Raw genomic sequence first — 15,934 nt, 5'->3', positions numbered from 1 at the left:
TGGCGGCCGGCGGCGCCCGCAACTAACGTGCAGCGGCTTTTTCGGGAGACCTGCCTTGGATACTGCTACACTGACGGCGCTGATGACTTTCGCCTTCGCCACCTCGATCACACCGGGGCCGAACAATATGATGCTGTTTGCCTCGGGGGTGAATTTCGGCTTCCGCCGGACGATCCCGCATATGCTCGGCATTGGCGTCGGCTTCCTGTCGCTCTTGATCGGAGTGGGGCTTGGGCTCGGTGCGCTGTTCGCCACCGTTCCTATCCTCTACACCGGCCTGAAGATCGCCGGTGGCCTCTATCTGCTCTATATAGCCTGGAAGATCGGCTCTTCGCGCACTCTCGGAGAGGGCAAGGTTGGTGGCAAGCCTATGACTTTCCTCGGTGCTGCCGCCTTCCAATGGGTCAACCCCAAGGCCTGGGTGATGGCTGTCACGGCGATGTCGGTCTATGTCGACGAGCGCAGCTATCTGTGGAGTGTGATTGTTGTCGGCCTGGTCTTTGCCGCGGTCAACTTGCCGAGCGTGTCGACCTGGGCAAGCTTCGGCTCGGTGTTGCGCGAATGGCTTTCCGTGCCGGTGCGATTGAAGTGGTTCAACATCACCATGGCGCTGCTACTGGTCGCCAGCCTGTGGCCTATGCTCAAGTAGTCAATTCGACGCTATTGCCAATGGTCCAAGCGTGAATAAGACTAAGCGCTTGGATGAAGGAAGAGTGATTTGTTTGACCACAGCCATGATCATGATCACGACAACCATTATTCCGACATGCAGGCTCGGGTGCGTGCGCTGGAGACCCTGCTGACGGAAAAGGGATTGATCGATCCAGCGGCCATCGACGCGATTGTCGAGACCTACGAGACCAGGGTCGGCCCGCGCAACGGGGCGCGCGTGGTGGCGAAGGCCTGGGCCAATCCGGATTTTGCCGAATGGCTGCGCGTTGACGCGACCGCGGCGATCGCCAGCCTCGGCTACACCGGCCGCCAGGGCGAGCACATGCGCGCCGTGTTCAACACGCCGGACACCCACAACATGGTCGTCTGCACGCTCTGTTCCTGTTACCCCTGGGCGGTGCTCGGGTTGCCGCCGGTCTGGTACAAGGCGCCGGCCTACCGCTCGCGCGCCGTGATCAATCCGCGCGCCGTGCTGGCCGAATTCGGCGTGACGCTGAGCCCGGAAACGCAGATCCGCGTATGGGATTCGACGGCGGAGCTTCGCTATCTCGTCGTGCCCGAGCGTCCCGCCGGCATGGACGACCTGGGCGAGGAGGCTCTCGCCGGCCTCGTCACCCGCGATTCGATGATCGGCACGGGCTTGGCGCTCGCTCCGAGAACCGCATCGTGAACGGGCCGCACGATCTCGGCGGACAGATGGGCTTCGGCCCGGTGGCGCCGGAGAAGGACGAACCGGTCTTCCATGCAGACTGGGAGAAGCGGGCGCTCGGCCTGACGTTGTCCTGCGGCGCCTTCGGAGCGTGGAACATCGACGAAAGCCGGCACGTGCGCGAAAGCATTCCGCCCGCGGACTATCTCTCGGCGAGCTATTACGAGATCTGGATCCGGGCGCTCGACACGTTGCTGGAACGGCACGGATTTGCCACGCGCGACGAGCTTCGTTCGGGGAAGAGCCTGACGCAAGGGGCGGTGCCCATGTGCATACTGAAGGCCGAGATGGTGGCCGGCATGCTCGCCCGTGGTGGGCCGTGCGACCGGCCTGTGCATGTCGAGCCTCAGTTTGCCGCCGGTGACCGCGTCAAGACCCGCAACTCTCATCCGGAGTCCCATACGCGCCTGCCGCGCTATGCGCGCGGCAAGCTCGGCAGGATCGAGGCGGTGCAGGGCAGCTTCGTATTCCCCGATGACAATGCGCATGGGAACGGCGAGAACCCCCAATGGGTCTATACCGTGGTTTTCGACGCGGCCGAGATCTGGGGCGACGGCTGCGACCCGACGCTCACCGTGTCGGTCGACGCCTGGGAGAGCTATCTTGAGCACCTGTGAGATCACGTCCGCCTTGTGGCAATCGCCCGGCCTGCCGAAGTCGACCGAGGGAGATCCGGTGTTTGGCGAGCCGTGGCATGCGCAGGCGTTTGCTATGACCGTGCATTTGCACGAGAGGGGCTTGTTCAGCTGGGGCGAGTGGGCCAAGTCCCTGTCGGACGAACTGCACAGGCCCGGGCGGGCCGCGGACGGTTCGGACTATTTCGACGGCTGGGTGGCCGCGCTGACCACGCTGCTCGCCGCCAAGGGGCTCGCCGAGACGGAGACGGTGCTTTCGCTGCAGGAAAGCTGGAAGCGTGCGGCAGAGGCCACGCCGCATGGCAGCCCGATCGTGCTCGCCAACGATCCGCTGCGTTGCTCCTGATTTCCGTATTCCCGGTTCGGTTGCATTTGTTTCTGCTTGGAGTATCGTCCGACATAGGTACGGGCAATGCAAGCTGGGGGACCGGATGGCTGCGGAAACAACCATTTCAGAGGACCGGGAACAACAGGCCAAAGACACAGAAGCGCAGACCAAGAAGGAACTCGTGAACGAGAAGAGACGGGAACGGTCGCTCGGCGTCTATCTGTTGATCCTGCCGATCCTTCTGACGTGTCTGCTGGTGGCGATCTGGCCGAGCCCCTTTACGCCTCTGGGGGAGACCATCCCCGAATTGCGATCCCTATGGAACTTCACCGATCAGGTCGAGGTCCGGCTGCTGATGATCGTGCTGGTCTCGGGTGCGCTCGGAAGCGCGGTCTCCGCGGCGCGCACCTACGCCAATTTCCACGGCCTCGGCCGCTATGAGCCTAGCTGGACCTGGTGGTACCTGATGAAGGTGCCGATCGGCATGGGGCTGTCGCTGTTCCTCTACATGGTGGTGCGCGGCGGGCTGTTTTCGGCTTCGCTCAACGACAGCGGCGCGGTGATGAACACGGCCAATCCGTTCGGCTTTGCCGCACTCGGCGCGCTGGCCGGCATGTTCGCCAAGGAGGCATCGGACAAGCTGGAGGAAATCTTCAAGGCGGTGTTCCGCACGGCTGAGAAGCCGGTCGTGGCGCGGCCGAAGATCGACAGGCTCGATCCAGCCGTCAAGAAAGTGCATGACCCGGACCTGACGCTCAAGGTGGAGGGCAGCGGCTTCGATGCCAAGTCCACCGTCAAGGTCGGCGACAAGAAGAGGGACAGTGTCTTCAAGACTGCGGGCCTGCTGGTCGTGACCCTGTCGTCCGAGGATCTGGCCAAGGCGGGTAAGCTGCCGGTCGTGGTCATGGCCGGCACGCAAAACGGTGGCGCCTCGGTGGAGGTCGAGCTGGCGGTCGTCGGCTGACTGGATGGAAGCGGCAGGTGTCGGTCGGCTGTGCCTCCGGCCCGTTTGGCCTTGTCAGGTCTCGAACTGCCGGTAGCACTCGTCGGCCACCTGCTGCAGCCGTTCGCGCGAGATCTCGCCGGTCACGGCATAGCCGATCGGGCCGTCGATCCAGTAAAAAGTCTCGAGATCTCCGAGGCTCGCATAACGGAAGCTGGTTTCGCGGTTTTCCTCGTTGCGGCCGAGCAGCACGGTGATCCGTTCGCCGGCATCGTCCTCGTACATCAGCAGCGCGCCGGCCTTGCCGCTGACTGGCACGAGCCGGCCGCCGACAAGTTTCAGGCCTATGGTCGTGAGGTTGGGGATGCGCAAGGGCGTGTCGAGCCGCTTGCCGAGCCAAGCGGCGAGATGTTGCTGCTCGTCGGCGCCGACCTCGACCGGATGGCGGATGTCGCTGGCATAGATCAGGAAAGCCGAGCGTGACTGGTCTGGCAGCGTGGCGACGCTCTGCAGGGCCGGTTGCGGTTCGCCGGTGAACAATGGCGGGGCCAACTGACCGGCAACAGTGCCGCCGACGAAGATCGTCACCGCGGCGGCGGCCTGCCAGAGACGGGGGTGATTTCGGGCGGAGCCGCGTTCGGTCCTCGCACCAGCCTTCGAAACAAGGGTGTCGTCGTCCGCCCGTGCCTCGGCGAGGCTGGCAAAGAGGTCGCGGATGTCCGCATTTTGCCGTTGCCAGTCGGCGACCATCGCGGCGGCGTCCGGATTGGCGTCCAGCCAGGTCTCGACCTCACGCCGCTGATCGGGATCGAGAAAGCCGTCGACATAGGCATGCAGGTCGTTTTCACTGACGGGGGTGTTTCTGTCGGTCATCGCGGTCTCCGCAACGAGATAATGTTGCTGTCGTTCAATTGATCGCGCAGGCGCTGGCGGGCGCGCGACAGGCGGGACATGACGGTGCCGATCGGCAGATCGAGCATGTCGGCCACTTCCTGATAGCCGTAGCCCTCGACGGTGACCAGCATCAGTACGGCACGGTTTTCCTCCGGCAGGCTGTCGAGGGCCGCCACCAGCCGGTCGCGCTCGAGCGGATCGCTGGGGACCTCGGCCGCCGGCAGTCCGGCCGCCTCGTCTATGCTGACGGCCGGATGACGCGCGTTATGGCGATAGCGGTTGCGATAGAGGTTGGTCATGATCGCATAGGTCCAGGCCTTGAGGTTGATGCCACGCCAGTGGCGCCGGTTGGTCAGGGCCTTCTCGACGCAATCCTGCAGCAGGTCGTCACCTTCGGCATCCGAGCGGGCAAGGCTGCGCGCGTAGCGCCTGAGCTGTGGAAGCAGCGCGAGGACGTCGCGTTCGAACGGGCCGTAGCCGGGAGCGGTTTCCCCCGGCTTCCGGTTATCGTCGTCAGGGCCTTGCGGCATTCCAGACACCTTTCACGCCGTCGCCGGTGGCGTCGCCTTGCTTCATGTCCTTGACCCAGAAGTAGAGCGGCTTGCCGTCTTTGGCCCATTGCAGGGTGCCGCCCTTGCGGGTCACCAGCGAATATGCACCTTCGGCCTTGGCGCCGGAAGCGGCGATGAAGGGCGGCCAGTTCTTGGCGCAGGCGTCATAGCAGTTGGAGACGCCCTTCCTGTCGTTCTTGAAGGTGTAGAGGGTCATGCCGTTGTCGGCGGCGACGACCGGTCCCTTGCCGCTCTTCACGGTCTTGACCGGGGCGGCGAGCGCGGAGCCGGCCAAGGCGGCGAGCGCGATGCTGAGGAGAATGCGGTTTCTCATGGATGTCTTCTCCGGAGAGGTTACGGCAGGCGCCGTTATGGGCTTGCCTGTGCAGTAGACATCGCAAGAGGCCGTTTTATTCCCACCCTGACACGATATTCTTTTTGCCCGTGCAGAGGCGTCAAGGAAACGGCGTTGGCGCGCCAAACGTTGCGTAGCGCCTGCGAATGTAAAACGCAAAATGGGCATTCTGGCACCTCGGCCGGTTCTCTGCCCACGGCGGTGATCTTTATGATGGCTCCCGTCGCAAACCTTGGGACGGGTCGACCGAGGTCCGGCCTTCGCCTTGCCAAGGACGGGGAATCCTGCCAAGCACCATTCCATGCAATTCGCACCCCAGCAGGACGAAGCCCTGAAAGCCGTTTCGACATGGCTGAAGGAGGGCAAGCAGCCGGTGTTTCGCCTGTTCGGTTATGCCGGCACGGGCAAGACGACCCTTGCCAAGCATTTCGCCGAGAATGTCGATGGTGACGTGTTATTCGCCGCCTTCACCGGTAAGGCGGCCCAGGTGCTGCGCTCGCGCGGCGCGTCGAACGCCAAGACCATCCACTCGCTGATCTATCGTCCGCGCGGCGAGGAAGCCGTTGAGGATGAGGAAACCGGCCGCACGTCGATTGCGCCGATGTTCTCGATCAACCGGCAGAGTCCGGTGGCGAAGGCTGCGTTGATCGTCATCGATGAATGCTCGATGGTCGACGAGCAGCTCGGTCGCGACTTGATGAGCTTCGGCACGCCGATTCTGGTGCTCGGCGACCCGGGCCAGCTGCCGCCGGTTTCGGGCGGTGGCTTCTTCACCGACCAGGAGCCCGACTACCTGCTCACCGACATTCACCGCCAGGCGCGCGACAACCCGATCATCCAGCTCGCCATGCATGTGCGCGAGGGCAAGGAGATCATGTATGGCGACTATGGTACCGCCAGGGTGATCTCGAAGAACGAGGTGACGCAGGATCTGGTGCTGGGTGCCGATCAGGTGCTGGTCGGCACCAACAAGACACGGCGGCGCTATAATAAGCGGCTGCGGGAACTGAAGGGCTTTACGGTCGACCATCCGCAAGCCGGCGACAAGCTCGTGTGTCTGAGGAACGACCAGGTAAAGGGGTTGCTTAACGGCTCGCTGTGGCAGGTGATGACGTCCTCGCGCGAGACGGTGAAGCCGGGCATCAATCTGTTGATCAAGCCGGAAGACGACGACATGGATCGCGGGGCCGCCAAGATCAAACTGCTGAAGGCGGCCTTCGAGGATGTCGACACGGAAATCCCTTGGTCGACACGCAAGCGCTACGATGAATTCGATTACGGCTATGCGCTGACGGTGCACAAGGCCCAGGGTTCGCAGTGGAACGACGTCGTCTTGTTCGACGAGAGCTGGGCATTTCGCGATACGCGCGAGCGCTGGCTTTATACGGCGGTCACCCGTGCAGCGGAGACGCTCACCATCGTCCGGTGAGCGTCTTTCCCTGATCACTTACTGCTTGAGCATCGTCAGGGTCATGGCAACGTCACGCTCGCCCTTGCCGGAGGCGGTGGCTATATCGACCAGCGACTTGCCGGTTTCTGCCGCAGTGAAGCCCTTTTCCTTGAGAATGGCGATGAAAGCCTCTTCCGTCTGGCCATAGAGCGGTGCGACCTGGGCAGGCGTGCCATTGGTGACGAGCTCGATCATGGCGACCTGGGGAGAAACGGAGGATTCTCCGGTTAGGGCCGGCCACGCCATGACGATACCGGCGGCAAGCGACAGGCCGAGTGCGATCGCCATGGGCGGACGCTTGAAATACGTCAGGAACGGCCGCCAATTTTTCCAGATATGAAGGATGAAGGGAAGGATCAGCACCATGCTCAGCCATTCGTGCATCTCCCGAAAGGCCGAAGTGCTGAAGTGGAAGAACAGGGCGATGCCCGAGATGAGCGAGACGAGGAAGAGGCCGGTGGTGAAGGGCGTGGCATAGCGTGAAAGGAAGGTGGGCATTGGGAGGACCATCTGTTTGTTGTTTTCGTCCAACAGTTAATATCGTCCAGCTGCCATGTCCCGTTAAATCGTCGTCATTTTTGACAAAGCCCAAGTATTGTTCATGATGCGACCAAGCCCAGCAGGACAGCCTTGGCGACTGCCTGGAAGCGGTTGTGGGCATCGAGTTTGCGGATTATCGCCGTCTCCAGCGTTTCGACTTGCGAACTGGTCAGCGACAGGGCGTGTGCCACGCGCGCAGGCGTATAATCTTCGGCCATCAGTTCGACGCAGCGGCGCTCAAGCTCGGTTAGCGCAATGGTGTCGTCGGGCAGGGCAGCGCGGTCGACTGGTCCGTCGATAACGCCATGCGACACGAGCGACGCGAGTTGCTGCAATTGTCTATGAATGGTCGAAAGATCGGCAGTCAGTTCGCGCTTGCGAGCGAGGAGCGCGTCCTCAAAAATCCGGTTGGCTTCGGCGGTGGAGTTCGCCGATCTCAGTGCTTCAAGCAGATCCTGGATCCCGGCTACCGGCATGCCAATCTCGCGGCAGGCGTTGATCAGCGCCATGCGGGCGATGTCCGAGTGGCCGTAGACCCGCATCAGACCGATGCGTTGGGCAGAGATCAGGCCTTTTTCCTCGTAGAAGTGAAGCGTGCGGTGGGTGATGCCGAAGATCTCGGCCATGTCGGCAATCGGGATGGGCTCTGCCGGCATGTCGCGCGGCAGCGGGATGTCTGGAAGGTGGATGGCCCCCGCAGGGGGGGCTAAGGGGCGATGGCTGTCTTTCTGCAGGTGTTCCGATCCGTCCGCCATGACCTCTCCCTGTCTAGCGTTGCATCTAGTCTGCAATTCTAACGGCTTTCGCAAAGGACAAGGCCCAGCGCATCCCCCTGCGCTGTTATGCTGCGTCCACCCACAGTTGTGTTTTAATATGCGAATGAACAAGACTAGTCCGCATTTGACGGTTTGGCAAATGCTATCGTCAAGCCGAAGGTGGCTCAGGATTGGCGGATTGTCAGGGCCAGGAGGTCAGACAACTCAGTGATGAAAGCAGGTAGCCTCTGGGGGTGGACGAGGCGCTGCTGGTGGCGGCTCGCTTCGAGGTACGCGTCATGCGAGTTCTCGAGTCTGTAATGATATGTCGCCTCAAGGGAGTCCATTAGCGGCGTCGAAATACCATTTTCGCTGCAGAACGCATAGATCTCCCCGCTAAGCGTCATAGTCTGCGCGCCGAACAGGTTGGCGAAGGCGGCGACCTGACGGCTGCTGGCCGAGCCCGCGGCGGGACGCGATTGCGCTGAGATCGTTGCGCCGGTGGCGGGGTGCACGAGGCGGGCACGGAGCGGGCCGGTGCCGTGCGCCGAATCCAGCTTGAGCAGGAAATCAAGGCATCGGGGTTCGGCCGGGAAGGGAGATCGCAGCGGGGCCAGACTCAAGGCGCAGAGTCTCGTCTCCAAGAATCGTAGTGCATTCTCGAAAGTTCTCGCGCGCCAGTCGCTCGTTGAACTGATCACAATATGGATCTGCGGAAGGTCTGGCAATTGATCGTCGGGGGTCTGAGCAGGCTGACCACGTCCGGGTTGGTGGTCGCTGCCAGCACCAGTCGGCCGGTCTATGCGGATCGCACCGTCCAGATCCCCTTCCGCGGCGGGGAGGCCGGCCACTGCGCTTTCAAGCGTGCGCCGGACGTCCGCCCGCACCTCATAGACCGGGACGTAACCGCCGAGCGGAATGCGGATGCGGACGGGATCATTTCGTCCTTCGTCGGCATAATAGAGATTAAGCAGCCGCCTGAGCTTGCCGGCCTGCACCCGGACCAGCGCCTCAACTCCAGGATCGAGCACGCCGTCTCGACTGAAGACGTCCATGCCGATCGTGTAACCCTTGATCTGATGGGCGAGGCCGAGCTGCTCATGTTCGACGACGAATTTGAGGAAGGTTCGCAACCTCTCCGAACGCGCGAAAGTTTGGCTGGACAGGATCGCCGCAAGCGCCCGGCTGATCTTCTCGGTTTCGATGCGCCGGTCGTGGTTCATTGCGTCTCCATCCGGTTTGCTGTCGCCTCGCGTCTCAGTTGTCTTGAGGTGGTCTGGTTCGCCCTTTCTCGGCACGGCTAGGCGGTGTCGCGGCGCTTCTGTTCATCAACTTAGCGACTGTGACGGATGACACAAAGCGAATCTCAACGTTCTCCTCAGAAAACGCTGTCAATACCGTAGATTAGGGAGCGTAGAGGCCGAATTTGGCGCCCAGCGGGGCCATCCATCAGTTTCCTCAATGGACGTATGTGCGATTCTCGTTGGCCTTCCCGGTCGGTATCGCCTAAATGAAACCAGAATGAAGCCTTCTCATGGATATTTCCGATGCCTGCCAAGCTCTCCGTCAATCTGAACGCCATCGCCATGCTTCGGAATCGCCGCGATTTGCCCTGGCCGGATGTTGCTCGTTTCGGTCGGATCGCTCTTGAGGCCGGTGCCAGTGGCCTGACTGTTCATCCGCGCCCCGACCAGCGGCATATCCGTTTCAGCGATTTGCCGGTGCTGCGGGCTCTGATCGACGATTCGTTCCCGCAGGCCGAGTTCAACATCGAGGGGTATCCGAGCGAGGATTTCCTCCTGCTCTGCGAGGCGACAGAGCCTGAACAGGTCACGCTTGTGCCGGACGATCCTAGCCAGGCGACGTCCGATCACGGATGGGATTTCACCGGACACCAGTCCTTCCTGACCGAGGTGGTCGGCCGTCTGAAGTCCAAGGGCATGCGGGTCTCGCTGTTTGCTGATGGTGACGGTGATGTCGATGCGACGAGAAAGGCACGGGCGACGGGTGCCGATCGGATCGAACTCTACACCGGCCCTTACGGTGGCTGTTATGACGATCCGGAGAAGGCGGCGCGGGAGATTGATCTGCTCGGTCGTACTGCCGATGCCGCGCTTGCCGTCGGTCTCGCGGTCAATGCCGGCCATGATCTGACCGTCGCCAACCTGCCGGCACTGATGCAACGCATTCCCGCCCTCGCCGAAGTGTCGATCGGCCATGGGTTGACCGCCGATGCGCTTGAATTCGGCTTTGCAGAGACTGTGCGCCGTTTCCGCCGCGCCTGCGGCCAGTTGGCCTGAGATGTTGTCCGGCGCGAGCCGTCGCGCCGGCTTCAGTGATGATGCCATCAAAAACGATGGCCGGGCACGAACAGCCTCAGGCGAGTGTGTCCTTGTTGGCTTCGAGGAAGCTCTTGAGGTCCAGCGGGGCCCGGCCGGATAGCTTCTTTACATCGTCGGTCACGACGTCGAAGCCGCCGGCCCGGGTGTTCGTCTCGAACGAGATCAGCATCGGAATGAGGAAATCGGGAACGCCGGCGCTCTTCATCCCGCCAGCGAGCTGCTCGTCGTTCAGGTGGACGACGGTGAGCGGCTTGCCACTCACATCAGTGACGAGCGCTGCGATTTCTTCGGTTGATAGGGCTATGGAGCCCGTCAACGTGTAAATGGCATTGCCGCTTTCCGGATTTGCCAGACCGCCTGCGATCGCAGCGGCGATGTCGGCGCGCGCCACATAGGCATTTTTGCCCTTGTCTGCCGCGCTGTACCACTGTCCGCTTGCGAGCGACTGCGGCAGGCTCATCAACAGGTTCTCCATGTACCAGCCGTTGCGAAAGATCGTGTAGGGGATGCCACTTTCCTCGATCGCTTTCTCGGTTCCTGCGTGATCCGGGGCAAAGCTGACGAGGCTGGTCTCGGGTTTCGGCATCGAGGTGTAGAAGATCCGGCCGACGCCGGCGGCCTTGGCTGCCGCAACGGCCGCTGTGTGCTGTTCCAGGCGACGGCCAGGGCGGTCGAGTGCGTCGGTCGAGATGATGAGGAGGCGGTCAATGCCGGCAAAGGCGTTTGCGAGGCTGGATGCGTCGTCAAAATCCACGCGCCGGGTTTCGATCCCGCGTGCGGCGAGGTCTGCGAGTTTGCCGGGGTCGCGGCTCGCGGCGACGATGCCGGATGGCGCCACCTTGTTGGCATCTGTCAGGTTCTGGATGACGAGACGGCCGAGATGACCGGAGGCGCCGGTGACGAGGATCTTGCTCATGGTCTTTTCCTTCAGCAGTGGCGGGCTTAGCCGCCGAATGAATTGGTGCTCTCAAAATGAGAGTTAGGCTAAATTGGGAATTGACCCAGCATTGTAAAGGAGGCAGTTTTTAGTGCCTAGCGAACCGACAGGGAACCGCCATGACCGTCGCCATCACAAGGTTTCAAGCCAAGATTTCCGGATATAGCGGCGACGGGCCGGGCCTGGAGAACTGCCCGGTGCGCACCGTCATTGATCACATCGGCGGAAAATGGTCGACGTTGATCCTGCTGGCGCTGTCGGAAAAGCCCTATCGTTTCGGCGAACTCAGGCGGCTGGTCCCGGACATCTCGCAGCGGATGCTGACGCAGACATTGAGGGACCTCGAGCGTGATGGTTACGCCTTGCGCACCGTGTTTCCGACGAAGCCGCCGAGCGTCGAATACCGGCTGACCGAACTCGGGCAGTCGCTGTTTGCGGCCCTGTGCGGCCTGCTCGACTGGGCGGAGGCGAACTATCTCGCCGTCAAGGAAGCGCGGCGGAGCTTTGACGAGCGCAACGCTTGAGCGCCCGCTGCCACTGCTCCTGCTGCCCGGCTCTGGCCGTTAAGTTGCCGACCGAACACCGTGTGGCGTTTTCCGCCGACGAACTGGAACCCGGCGGACACAGCGAAACCGCGCCGGTGCGGCTGTCCGGATCGAGCTGAAGGCAAGACTTGCCGTTGCCGGGAACAACTAAAAGTCCGGCTCTTCAAAAGTTGTCGATTCTTCGGCATATGCCGCGCGCCAGGCTTCGCTAGTTCTGCCGATCGGATCACGCCGTCGGAATTACTCCGGCTTCGGCAGGCTGCGATCCGCCAGGCATTTCTTCAACGGCAGCAGCTTCACCCCGTAAATGGCGGTAATCCTGCCGGCTGAGGCATCCTGCGGGTCTTTGTTGCGCTCCGTCTCGGCCTGGATGCAGCCGCAAGTATAGCCATAATTGCCATTGCTCGCGACATAATCGCCGGTAGAGATGTCGGGGAAGTTCTCGAAGCCGCGCGGCTCTTCGTCCGAGCCTTGAGTCAACATGACCCACATACCGTCGCGGTCGTCGAGCCAATAGTTGCCGGGCGTCGGGTTCTGGATCCAGCCACAGCGGTTTTCCTTGGCGGCGGCCAGTTGTGGACCAGCCAGAATTGCAAGGCTGAGAATAAGGGTGAGGCGTCGCGGCTGCATCGGCATGGCTCCTTGGTCATTTGGCTGATGAAGGCATAACGCCGGGTGCCGTTTTCGCCAAAGGCTAAAAGTGGGCCGAGGACCCTGCTTGTCCGAGTTACGGCTCCGGAGCTTGCGCTTCGGAGCCCGTTTTATGGTCACATGACCGGTTTACTTGTCGTTGGCGACGGCGCGCGAGACGAGGGATACGCTGTGATCGGCGTTGACCTGGTATGTTTCGCGCACCTGCTCGCCGTTCTGACCGAAGAACGTGTGGAAGAAGTTCGAGCCTGCCGGTGCCTTTTCGAGCCGTGACTGATGGCCATTATAGGTGATCGAGCCAGGAATCGGCTGGAGGGCGAGGGCGGACGAGGCTCCGAGAAGCGTAGCGATAAGGGCGGTTGCGGTAAGGGTCTTCATGATATGTCTCCTTGGTTGGTGGATCGAGGCAGGTCTTTTCCAGGCCCGCTCCCGAAGCGGCATCATGGGCGCATGTGTTCCGCGCCCCTGAGGGGTTACCGGTCGAAGCTGACGCGCGAGACGAGTGATGCGGAGCGGTCGGCGTTGACCTGGTATGTTTCGTGCACATGCTCGCCATTTGGACCGAAGAAGTCGCGGTAGAAATTCGAGCCGGCAGGGGCCTTTTCGAGTTGTACCTGGTGACCGTTGTAGGTGATCGACCCCGGGATTGGCTGGAGCGCGAAAGCTGCCGGTGCGGCGGCGAGGGTGGCGATTGCGGCGGCGATTGCAATTTTCATGATGAAATCCTCTGAATTGTCTCGAACTTTGATCGAACTGTTTGGTTCGATGAGTGGGTATTTGGACCTGTTCAGAGGTGATGGCAATAGAACATTGCGCACAATCGAACTAATCGGTTCGATATCTTGCAAGCTCCGAAAGACTTTCTATGCGAAAAGAAAATTGCACAAAAACATATGGATAGCTTGTTCCAGAAGTCGTGGAAACGTTTGTCAAAAGGCCCTTATTGCCCGCTCTCAAAAAAAAGTGATGCCTCGTCCGCCTTGTAGTCGACGTCCGATCCGGCGGGGTTGATCGACCTCTTGACTGTACGGTTTTTCCTCTTTAAACAGAACCGTACCGTACGGTACTTAAGAGATGTCAATCGTGCAGACCGAAGCCGCCAACGCCGAATTCACACCGCGCCAGAGCGCCGTTCTCGCCGAAGCCTTGAGGCTTCTGGTGGAGGGTGGCGACAAGGCGCTGACGACGGCCGGACTGGCGCGTGCTGCCAATTGCTCCAAGGAAAGCCTCTACAAGTGGTTCGGCGATCGCGATGGACTGCTGTCGGCGATGATCTCTTATCAGGCGAGCAAGGTACGCACTTTCGAACGACCGGGCGAGCGGCTGACAGCGGCAAGCCTGACCGAACATCTCGAGGTTTTTGCGCACGATCTGCTGGAGGTTCTGGCCGGTGATGTGTCGCTTGCGCTCAATAGGCTGGCGATCGGCCAGACCAATCGCGACGGTTCGAAGCTCGGCACATTGCTGCTTGAGCGCGGCCGCCGCCAGATCGACCGGCGGGCGCGGGCGTTGCTCGACGCGGGACAGCGCGACGGCCTGCTGCGTTTCGCTGACGGCGAGGAGGCCTATCGCACACTTTACGGCCTGATCGTTTCGGATATGCATGTGCGCATGCTGCTCGGCGATATGCCGCAGACCAAGGGTTTCGCTGCTCGGGCGGAGAAGGCGGTTCATGCCTTCCTGGCGCTCTATGGCACGGAAAAAGCTCTGGCGGGCCGCGACGGGGCAACCCGTTCCGGTCAGCCGGTTAGTGATAGTCACCACAACTGACAAGCATAGGGAAGGAACATACAATGCGCGTCTATTACGATCGTGATGCCGATCTCAATCTCATCAAGGCCAAGAATGTCGTCATCGTCGGCTACGGCTCCCAGGGGCGCGCTCATGCGTTGAACCTCAAGGATTCCGGCGCCGCCAACGTCGTCATCGCCCTGAAGGCCGGCTCGCCGACCATCAAGAAGGCTGAAGCCGACGGCTTCAAGGTCATGACCGTCGCGGAAGCCGCCAAGTGGGGCGACCTGATCATGATGGCGACTCCGGACGAGCTGCAGGCCGACATCTACAAGGCCGATATCGCCGACAACATCCGTGACGGCGCTGCCATCGCGTTTGCTCACGGCCTCAATATCCATTTCGGCCTGATCGAGCCGAAGGCTTCGCTCGACGTGGTCATGATCGCACCGAAGGGCCCGGGCCACACGGTTCGCGGCGAATATCAGAAGGGCGGCGGCGTTCCTTGCCTCGTTGCCGTTCATCAGGACTCTTCGGGCAACGCCCTTGAAGTTGCCCTTTCCTACGCCTGCGGCGTTGGCGGCGGCCGTTCGGGCATCATCGAGACCAACTTCAAGGAAGAATGCGAAACCGACCTGTTCGGCGAGCAGGTCGTCCTCTGCGGCGGTCTGGTCGAACTGATCCGCGCCGGCTTCGAAACCCTGGTCGAAGGTGGCTACGCCCCGGAAATGGCCTATTTCGAATGCCTGCACGAAGTGAAGCTGATCGTTGACCTGATCTATGAAGGCGGTATCGCCAACATGAACTATTCGATCTCGAACACCGCAGAATGGGGCGAATATGTCACCGGCCCGCGCATCATCACTGACGAGACCAAGGCCGAGATGAAGCGCGTCCTGAAGGACATCCAGACCGGCAAGTTCACCTCGGACTGGATGCAGGAATACCGTTCGGGCGCCGCACGCTTCAAGGGTATCCGTCGTCTCAACGATAGCCATCAGATCGAGGAAGTCGGCACCAAGCTGCGCGCCATGATGCCTTGGATCGGCAAGAACAAGCTGGTCGACAAGGACCGCAACTAATTCTCTAGTACCGTTTAGGCCGGGATTTTCCCGGCCTATTCGTACCCACTGCCCAAAAAGATACGGTGCTTTGCCATCTCGTCGTTGGCTTCCTCGATATAAGTGTTTACGTGGGAAATTAGATCATTGAGTTTAAATGCTCGACGATCAAATTTGTCAGATTTTATGATAACTGCAGCGTCGATTTCGTCTGTGCTATTCATTGCTCTCAATGGATCTGTGGAGGCGAACATAAACATGCCTATGTTCTTTATTATCTCCAATTCGACACCATGAATTATGTTTCCGATTAGATCCCAAACAGATATTGATGACGCCAATTTTTGTTGTGTTTTGTTTTCCAGAAAGCGAACTGAATTATTCTTTAGTGTAGATGATGTGCTTGTTATTTCTGATAATTTCCTAACGGATATCGCCGCTATCAAGAGATCTTTTTTGCAAAGATCTGCCGAGATCGTATAATACTCGCCATGACCGATTGCTTTGAGGCTACGAGATGTTGAAAATGCCGCGAGTCGAGCTATAGCGACAACAGCGTCATCAAAGGCATGCCTGCACAGTGTCTTATCAAGCGTTCTCATCTGGCCGGATTCCATTTTTGTCGCATTTCTATAGGTATTTGCCGAGAAAAGCGCGGATGATGCGAGTGTTGACGTTATATGTCGTTACAATTTTCTATGGTTGTTCAAACTAGCAAGTTTAATTTGAACTGTGCAGGTATATCACAGACGATCTTGATCATCTGACTGGATGGCTTGAGGCTGTGGCAACGCGAGTTACGGAACATCCGCGTCGGGGAGGGCAACTTCCCCGG

Annotated in this window: 21 protein-coding genes; 10 read left to right on the top strand and 11 right to left on the bottom strand. The window is 60.6% G+C overall.

Going from position 1 to position 15,934, the window contains the following annotated elements; genetic code table 11:
- Positions 1–82 precede the first annotated feature (82 nt).
- The 5 genes from RNA01_RS18560 (at position 83) to RNA01_RS18540 (ending at position 3,308) form a co-directional block, all read left to right on the top strand.
- Entirely contained in the window at positions 83–649 is a 567-nt protein-coding gene (locus RNA01_RS18560; RefSeq protein WP_170253540.1) for a LysE family translocator, read from the top strand.
- A 117-nt stretch (positions 650–766) separates the two neighbouring features.
- On the top strand, positions 767–1,342 hold the full coding sequence (gene nthA / locus RNA01_RS18555) for a nitrile hydratase subunit alpha (RefSeq protein WP_147181709.1): 576 nt from the start codon (positions 767–769) through the stop codon (positions 1,340–1,342).
- Positions 1,339–1,998: a nitrile hydratase subunit beta gene (gene nthB, locus RNA01_RS18550; protein ID WP_147181663.1), complete on the top strand. Its 660-nt coding sequence runs from the start codon at positions 1,339–1,341 to the stop codon at positions 1,996–1,998. The genes nthA and nthB overlap by 4 nt, the downstream gene beginning before the upstream one ends.
- Complete coding sequence (locus RNA01_RS18545; protein WP_147181662.1) at positions 1,985–2,362, top strand: nitrile hydratase accessory protein; 378 nt, start codon at positions 1,985–1,987, stop codon at positions 2,360–2,362. Before nthB ends, RNA01_RS18545 begins: the two co-directional genes overlap by 14 nt.
- A gap of 85 nt (positions 2,363–2,447) precedes the next feature.
- Positions 2,448–3,308 (top strand): choice-of-anchor Z repeating domain-containing protein, encoded by an 861-nt coding sequence (locus RNA01_RS18540; protein WP_147181661.1) that lies wholly within the window; start codon positions 2,448–2,450, stop codon positions 3,306–3,308.
- A 54-nt stretch (positions 3,309–3,362) separates the two neighbouring features.
- Here the strand turns inward: RNA01_RS18540 and RNA01_RS18535 are convergent, their stop codons facing one another.
- From RNA01_RS18535 to RNA01_RS18525, 3 genes are read right to left on the bottom strand one after another with little or no spacing between them, the layout of a single operon-like run.
- The gene (locus RNA01_RS18535; protein WP_147181660.1) at positions 3,363–4,160 is read right to left on the bottom strand and encodes an anti-sigma factor family protein; all 798 of its coding nucleotides are present in this window, start codon (positions 4,158–4,160) and stop codon (positions 3,363–3,365) included.
- Positions 4,157–4,711, bottom strand: coding sequence for a sigma-70 family RNA polymerase sigma factor (locus RNA01_RS18530; RefSeq protein WP_147181659.1), 555 nt, complete (start codon positions 4,709–4,711; stop codon positions 4,157–4,159). Before RNA01_RS18530 ends, RNA01_RS18535 begins: the two co-directional genes overlap by 4 nt.
- The gene (locus RNA01_RS18525) at positions 4,695–5,066 is read right to left on the bottom strand and encodes a COG4315 family predicted lipoprotein (protein WP_147181658.1); all 372 of its coding nucleotides are present in this window, start codon (positions 5,064–5,066) and stop codon (positions 4,695–4,697) included. Before RNA01_RS18525 ends, RNA01_RS18530 begins: the two co-directional genes overlap by 17 nt.
- Before the next feature lie 322 nt (positions 5,067–5,388).
- Here RNA01_RS18525 and RNA01_RS18520 point away from each other — a divergent pair, with 322 nt between their 5' ends.
- Positions 5,389–6,516 (top strand): ATP-dependent DNA helicase, encoded by a 1,128-nt coding sequence (locus tag RNA01_RS18520; protein WP_147181657.1) that lies wholly within the window; start codon positions 5,389–5,391, stop codon positions 6,514–6,516.
- Between the two features lie 18 nt (positions 6,517–6,534).
- On the opposite strand, the gene RNA01_RS18515 is transcribed toward RNA01_RS18520, so the two are convergent.
- The 3 genes from RNA01_RS18515 to RNA01_RS18505 all read right to left on the bottom strand — a co-directional run bounded on the left by RNA01_RS18515 (position 6,535) and on the right by RNA01_RS18505 (position 9,055).
- Positions 6,535–7,035: a DUF4405 domain-containing protein gene (locus tag RNA01_RS18515; protein ID WP_147181656.1), complete on the bottom strand. Its 501-nt coding sequence runs from the start codon at positions 7,033–7,035 to the stop codon at positions 6,535–6,537.
- A gap of 101 nt (positions 7,036–7,136) precedes the next feature.
- Entirely contained in the window at positions 7,137–7,832 is a 696-nt protein-coding gene (locus RNA01_RS18510) for a MerR family transcriptional regulator (RefSeq protein ID WP_147181655.1), read from the bottom strand.
- Between the two features lie 185 nt (positions 7,833–8,017).
- Positions 8,018–9,055 carry a hypothetical protein gene (locus RNA01_RS18505; protein WP_147181654.1) on the bottom strand — a complete coding sequence of 346 codons (1,038 nt, stop codon included), beginning with the start codon at positions 9,053–9,055 and terminating at the stop codon, positions 8,018–8,020.
- Positions 9,056–9,379: 324 nt separating this feature from the next.
- Between RNA01_RS18505 and RNA01_RS18500 the strand changes: the two genes are divergently transcribed.
- A complete protein-coding gene (locus RNA01_RS18500) occupies positions 9,380–10,132 on the top strand; it encodes a pyridoxine 5'-phosphate synthase (RefSeq protein ID WP_147181653.1) in 753 nt (250 codons plus the stop codon).
- A gap of 76 nt (positions 10,133–10,208) precedes the next feature.
- On the opposite strand, the gene RNA01_RS18495 is transcribed toward RNA01_RS18500, so the two are convergent.
- Positions 10,209–11,090 carry an SDR family oxidoreductase gene (locus tag RNA01_RS18495; RefSeq protein WP_147181652.1) on the bottom strand — a complete coding sequence of 294 codons (882 nt, stop codon included), beginning with the start codon at positions 11,088–11,090 and terminating at the stop codon, positions 10,209–10,211.
- Positions 11,091–11,230: 140 nt separating this feature from the next.
- On the opposite strand from RNA01_RS18495, the gene RNA01_RS18490 reads away from it, so the two are divergent.
- On the top strand, positions 11,231–11,635 hold the full coding sequence (locus tag RNA01_RS18490; protein WP_147181651.1) for a winged helix-turn-helix transcriptional regulator: 405 nt from the start codon (positions 11,231–11,233) through the stop codon (positions 11,633–11,635).
- Positions 11,636–11,896: 261 nt separating this feature from the next.
- Here RNA01_RS18490 and RNA01_RS18485 read toward each other — a convergent pair whose 3' ends face one another.
- From RNA01_RS18485 to RNA01_RS18475, 3 genes are all read right to left on the bottom strand, one after another.
- Positions 11,897–12,286, bottom strand: a complete 390-nt coding sequence (locus RNA01_RS18485) for a DUF4087 domain-containing protein (RefSeq protein ID WP_147181650.1) — start codon at positions 12,284–12,286, stop codon at positions 11,897–11,899.
- 150 nt (positions 12,287–12,436) lie between these two features.
- Positions 12,437–12,685, bottom strand: coding sequence for a hypothetical protein (locus tag RNA01_RS18480; protein ID WP_147181649.1), 249 nt, complete (start codon positions 12,683–12,685; stop codon positions 12,437–12,439).
- A gap of 95 nt (positions 12,686–12,780) precedes the next feature.
- On the bottom strand, positions 12,781–13,023 hold the full coding sequence (locus tag RNA01_RS18475) for a hypothetical protein (RefSeq protein ID WP_147181648.1): 243 nt from the start codon (positions 13,021–13,023) through the stop codon (positions 12,781–12,783).
- A 367-nt stretch (positions 13,024–13,390) separates the two neighbouring features.
- Between RNA01_RS18475 and RNA01_RS18470 the strand changes: the two genes are divergently transcribed.
- A complete protein-coding gene (locus RNA01_RS18470; protein WP_235916763.1) occupies positions 13,391–14,077 on the top strand; it encodes a TetR/AcrR family transcriptional regulator in 687 nt (228 codons plus the stop codon).
- A 23-nt stretch (positions 14,078–14,100) separates the two neighbouring features.
- Positions 14,101–15,120, top strand: coding sequence for a ketol-acid reductoisomerase (ilvC, locus tag RNA01_RS18465; protein WP_147181646.1), 1,020 nt, complete (start codon positions 14,101–14,103; stop codon positions 15,118–15,120).
- 35 nt (positions 15,121–15,155) lie between these two features.
- On the opposite strand, the gene RNA01_RS18460 is transcribed toward ilvC, so the two are convergent.
- The gene (locus RNA01_RS18460; RefSeq protein WP_147181645.1) at positions 15,156–15,701 is read right to left on the bottom strand and encodes a hypothetical protein; all 546 of its coding nucleotides are present in this window, start codon (positions 15,699–15,701) and stop codon (positions 15,156–15,158) included.
- Positions 15,702–15,934 lie beyond the last annotated feature (233 nt).

The organism is Paenirhizobium naphthalenivorans (assembly GCF_007992095.1).
GTDB lineage: Bacteria > Pseudomonadota > Alphaproteobacteria > Rhizobiales > Rhizobiaceae > Allorhizobium > Allorhizobium naphthalenivorans.
The sequence above is the reverse complement of the archived record's forward strand: the minus strand, read 5'-3'. Positions and strand labels throughout refer to the sequence as shown.

Bases quoted from the DNA above. Each gene is read 5' to 3' on its own strand.
- RNA01_RS18475 (WP_147181648.1), bottom strand. From the start codon at position 13,023: ATGAAAATTGCAATCGCCGCCGCAATCGCCACCCTCGCCGCCGCACCG.
- RNA01_RS18460 (WP_147181645.1), bottom strand. From the start codon at position 15,701: ATGAGAACGCTTGATAAGACACTGTGCAGGCATGCCTTTGATGACGCT.
- ilvC (WP_147181646.1), top strand. From the start codon at position 14,101: ATGCGCGTCTATTACGATCGTGATGCCGATCTCAATCTCATCAAGGCC.
- RNA01_RS18510 (WP_147181655.1), bottom strand. From the start codon at position 7,832: ATGGCGGACGGATCGGAACACCTGCAGAAAGACAGCCATCGCCCCTTA.
- RNA01_RS18490 (WP_147181651.1), top strand. From the start codon at position 11,231: ATGACCGTCGCCATCACAAGGTTTCAAGCCAAGATTTCCGGATATAGC.
- RNA01_RS18485 (WP_147181650.1), bottom strand. From the start codon at position 12,286: ATGCAGCCGCGACGCCTCACCCTTATTCTCAGCCTTGCAATTCTGGCT.
- RNA01_RS18500 (WP_147181653.1), top strand. From the start codon at position 9,380: ATGCCTGCCAAGCTCTCCGTCAATCTGAACGCCATCGCCATGCTTCGG.
- RNA01_RS18540 (WP_147181661.1), top strand. From the start codon at position 2,448: ATGGCTGCGGAAACAACCATTTCAGAGGACCGGGAACAACAGGCCAAA.
- RNA01_RS18525 (WP_147181658.1), bottom strand. From the start codon at position 5,066: ATGAGAAACCGCATTCTCCTCAGCATCGCGCTCGCCGCCTTGGCCGGC.
- RNA01_RS18535 (WP_147181660.1), bottom strand. From the start codon at position 4,160: ATGACCGACAGAAACACCCCCGTCAGTGAAAACGACCTGCATGCCTAT.
- RNA01_RS18520 (WP_147181657.1), top strand. From the start codon at position 5,389: ATGCAATTCGCACCCCAGCAGGACGAAGCCCTGAAAGCCGTTTCGACA.
- RNA01_RS18515 (WP_147181656.1), bottom strand. From the start codon at position 7,035: ATGCCCACCTTCCTTTCACGCTATGCCACGCCCTTCACCACCGGCCTC.
- RNA01_RS18480 (WP_147181649.1), bottom strand. From the start codon at position 12,685: ATGAAGACCCTTACCGCAACCGCCCTTATCGCTACGCTTCTCGGAGCC.
- RNA01_RS18495 (WP_147181652.1), bottom strand. From the start codon at position 11,090: ATGAGCAAGATCCTCGTCACCGGCGCCTCCGGTCATCTCGGCCGTCTC.
- RNA01_RS18560 (WP_170253540.1), top strand. From the start codon at position 83: ATGACTTTCGCCTTCGCCACCTCGATCACACCGGGGCCGAACAATATG.
- RNA01_RS18530 (WP_147181659.1), bottom strand. From the start codon at position 4,711: ATGCCGCAAGGCCCTGACGACGATAACCGGAAGCCGGGGGAAACCGCT.
- nthA (WP_147181709.1), top strand. From the start codon at position 767: ATGCAGGCTCGGGTGCGTGCGCTGGAGACCCTGCTGACGGAAAAGGGA.
- RNA01_RS18505 (WP_147181654.1), bottom strand. From the start codon at position 9,055: ATGAACCACGACCGGCGCATCGAAACCGAGAAGATCAGCCGGGCGCTT.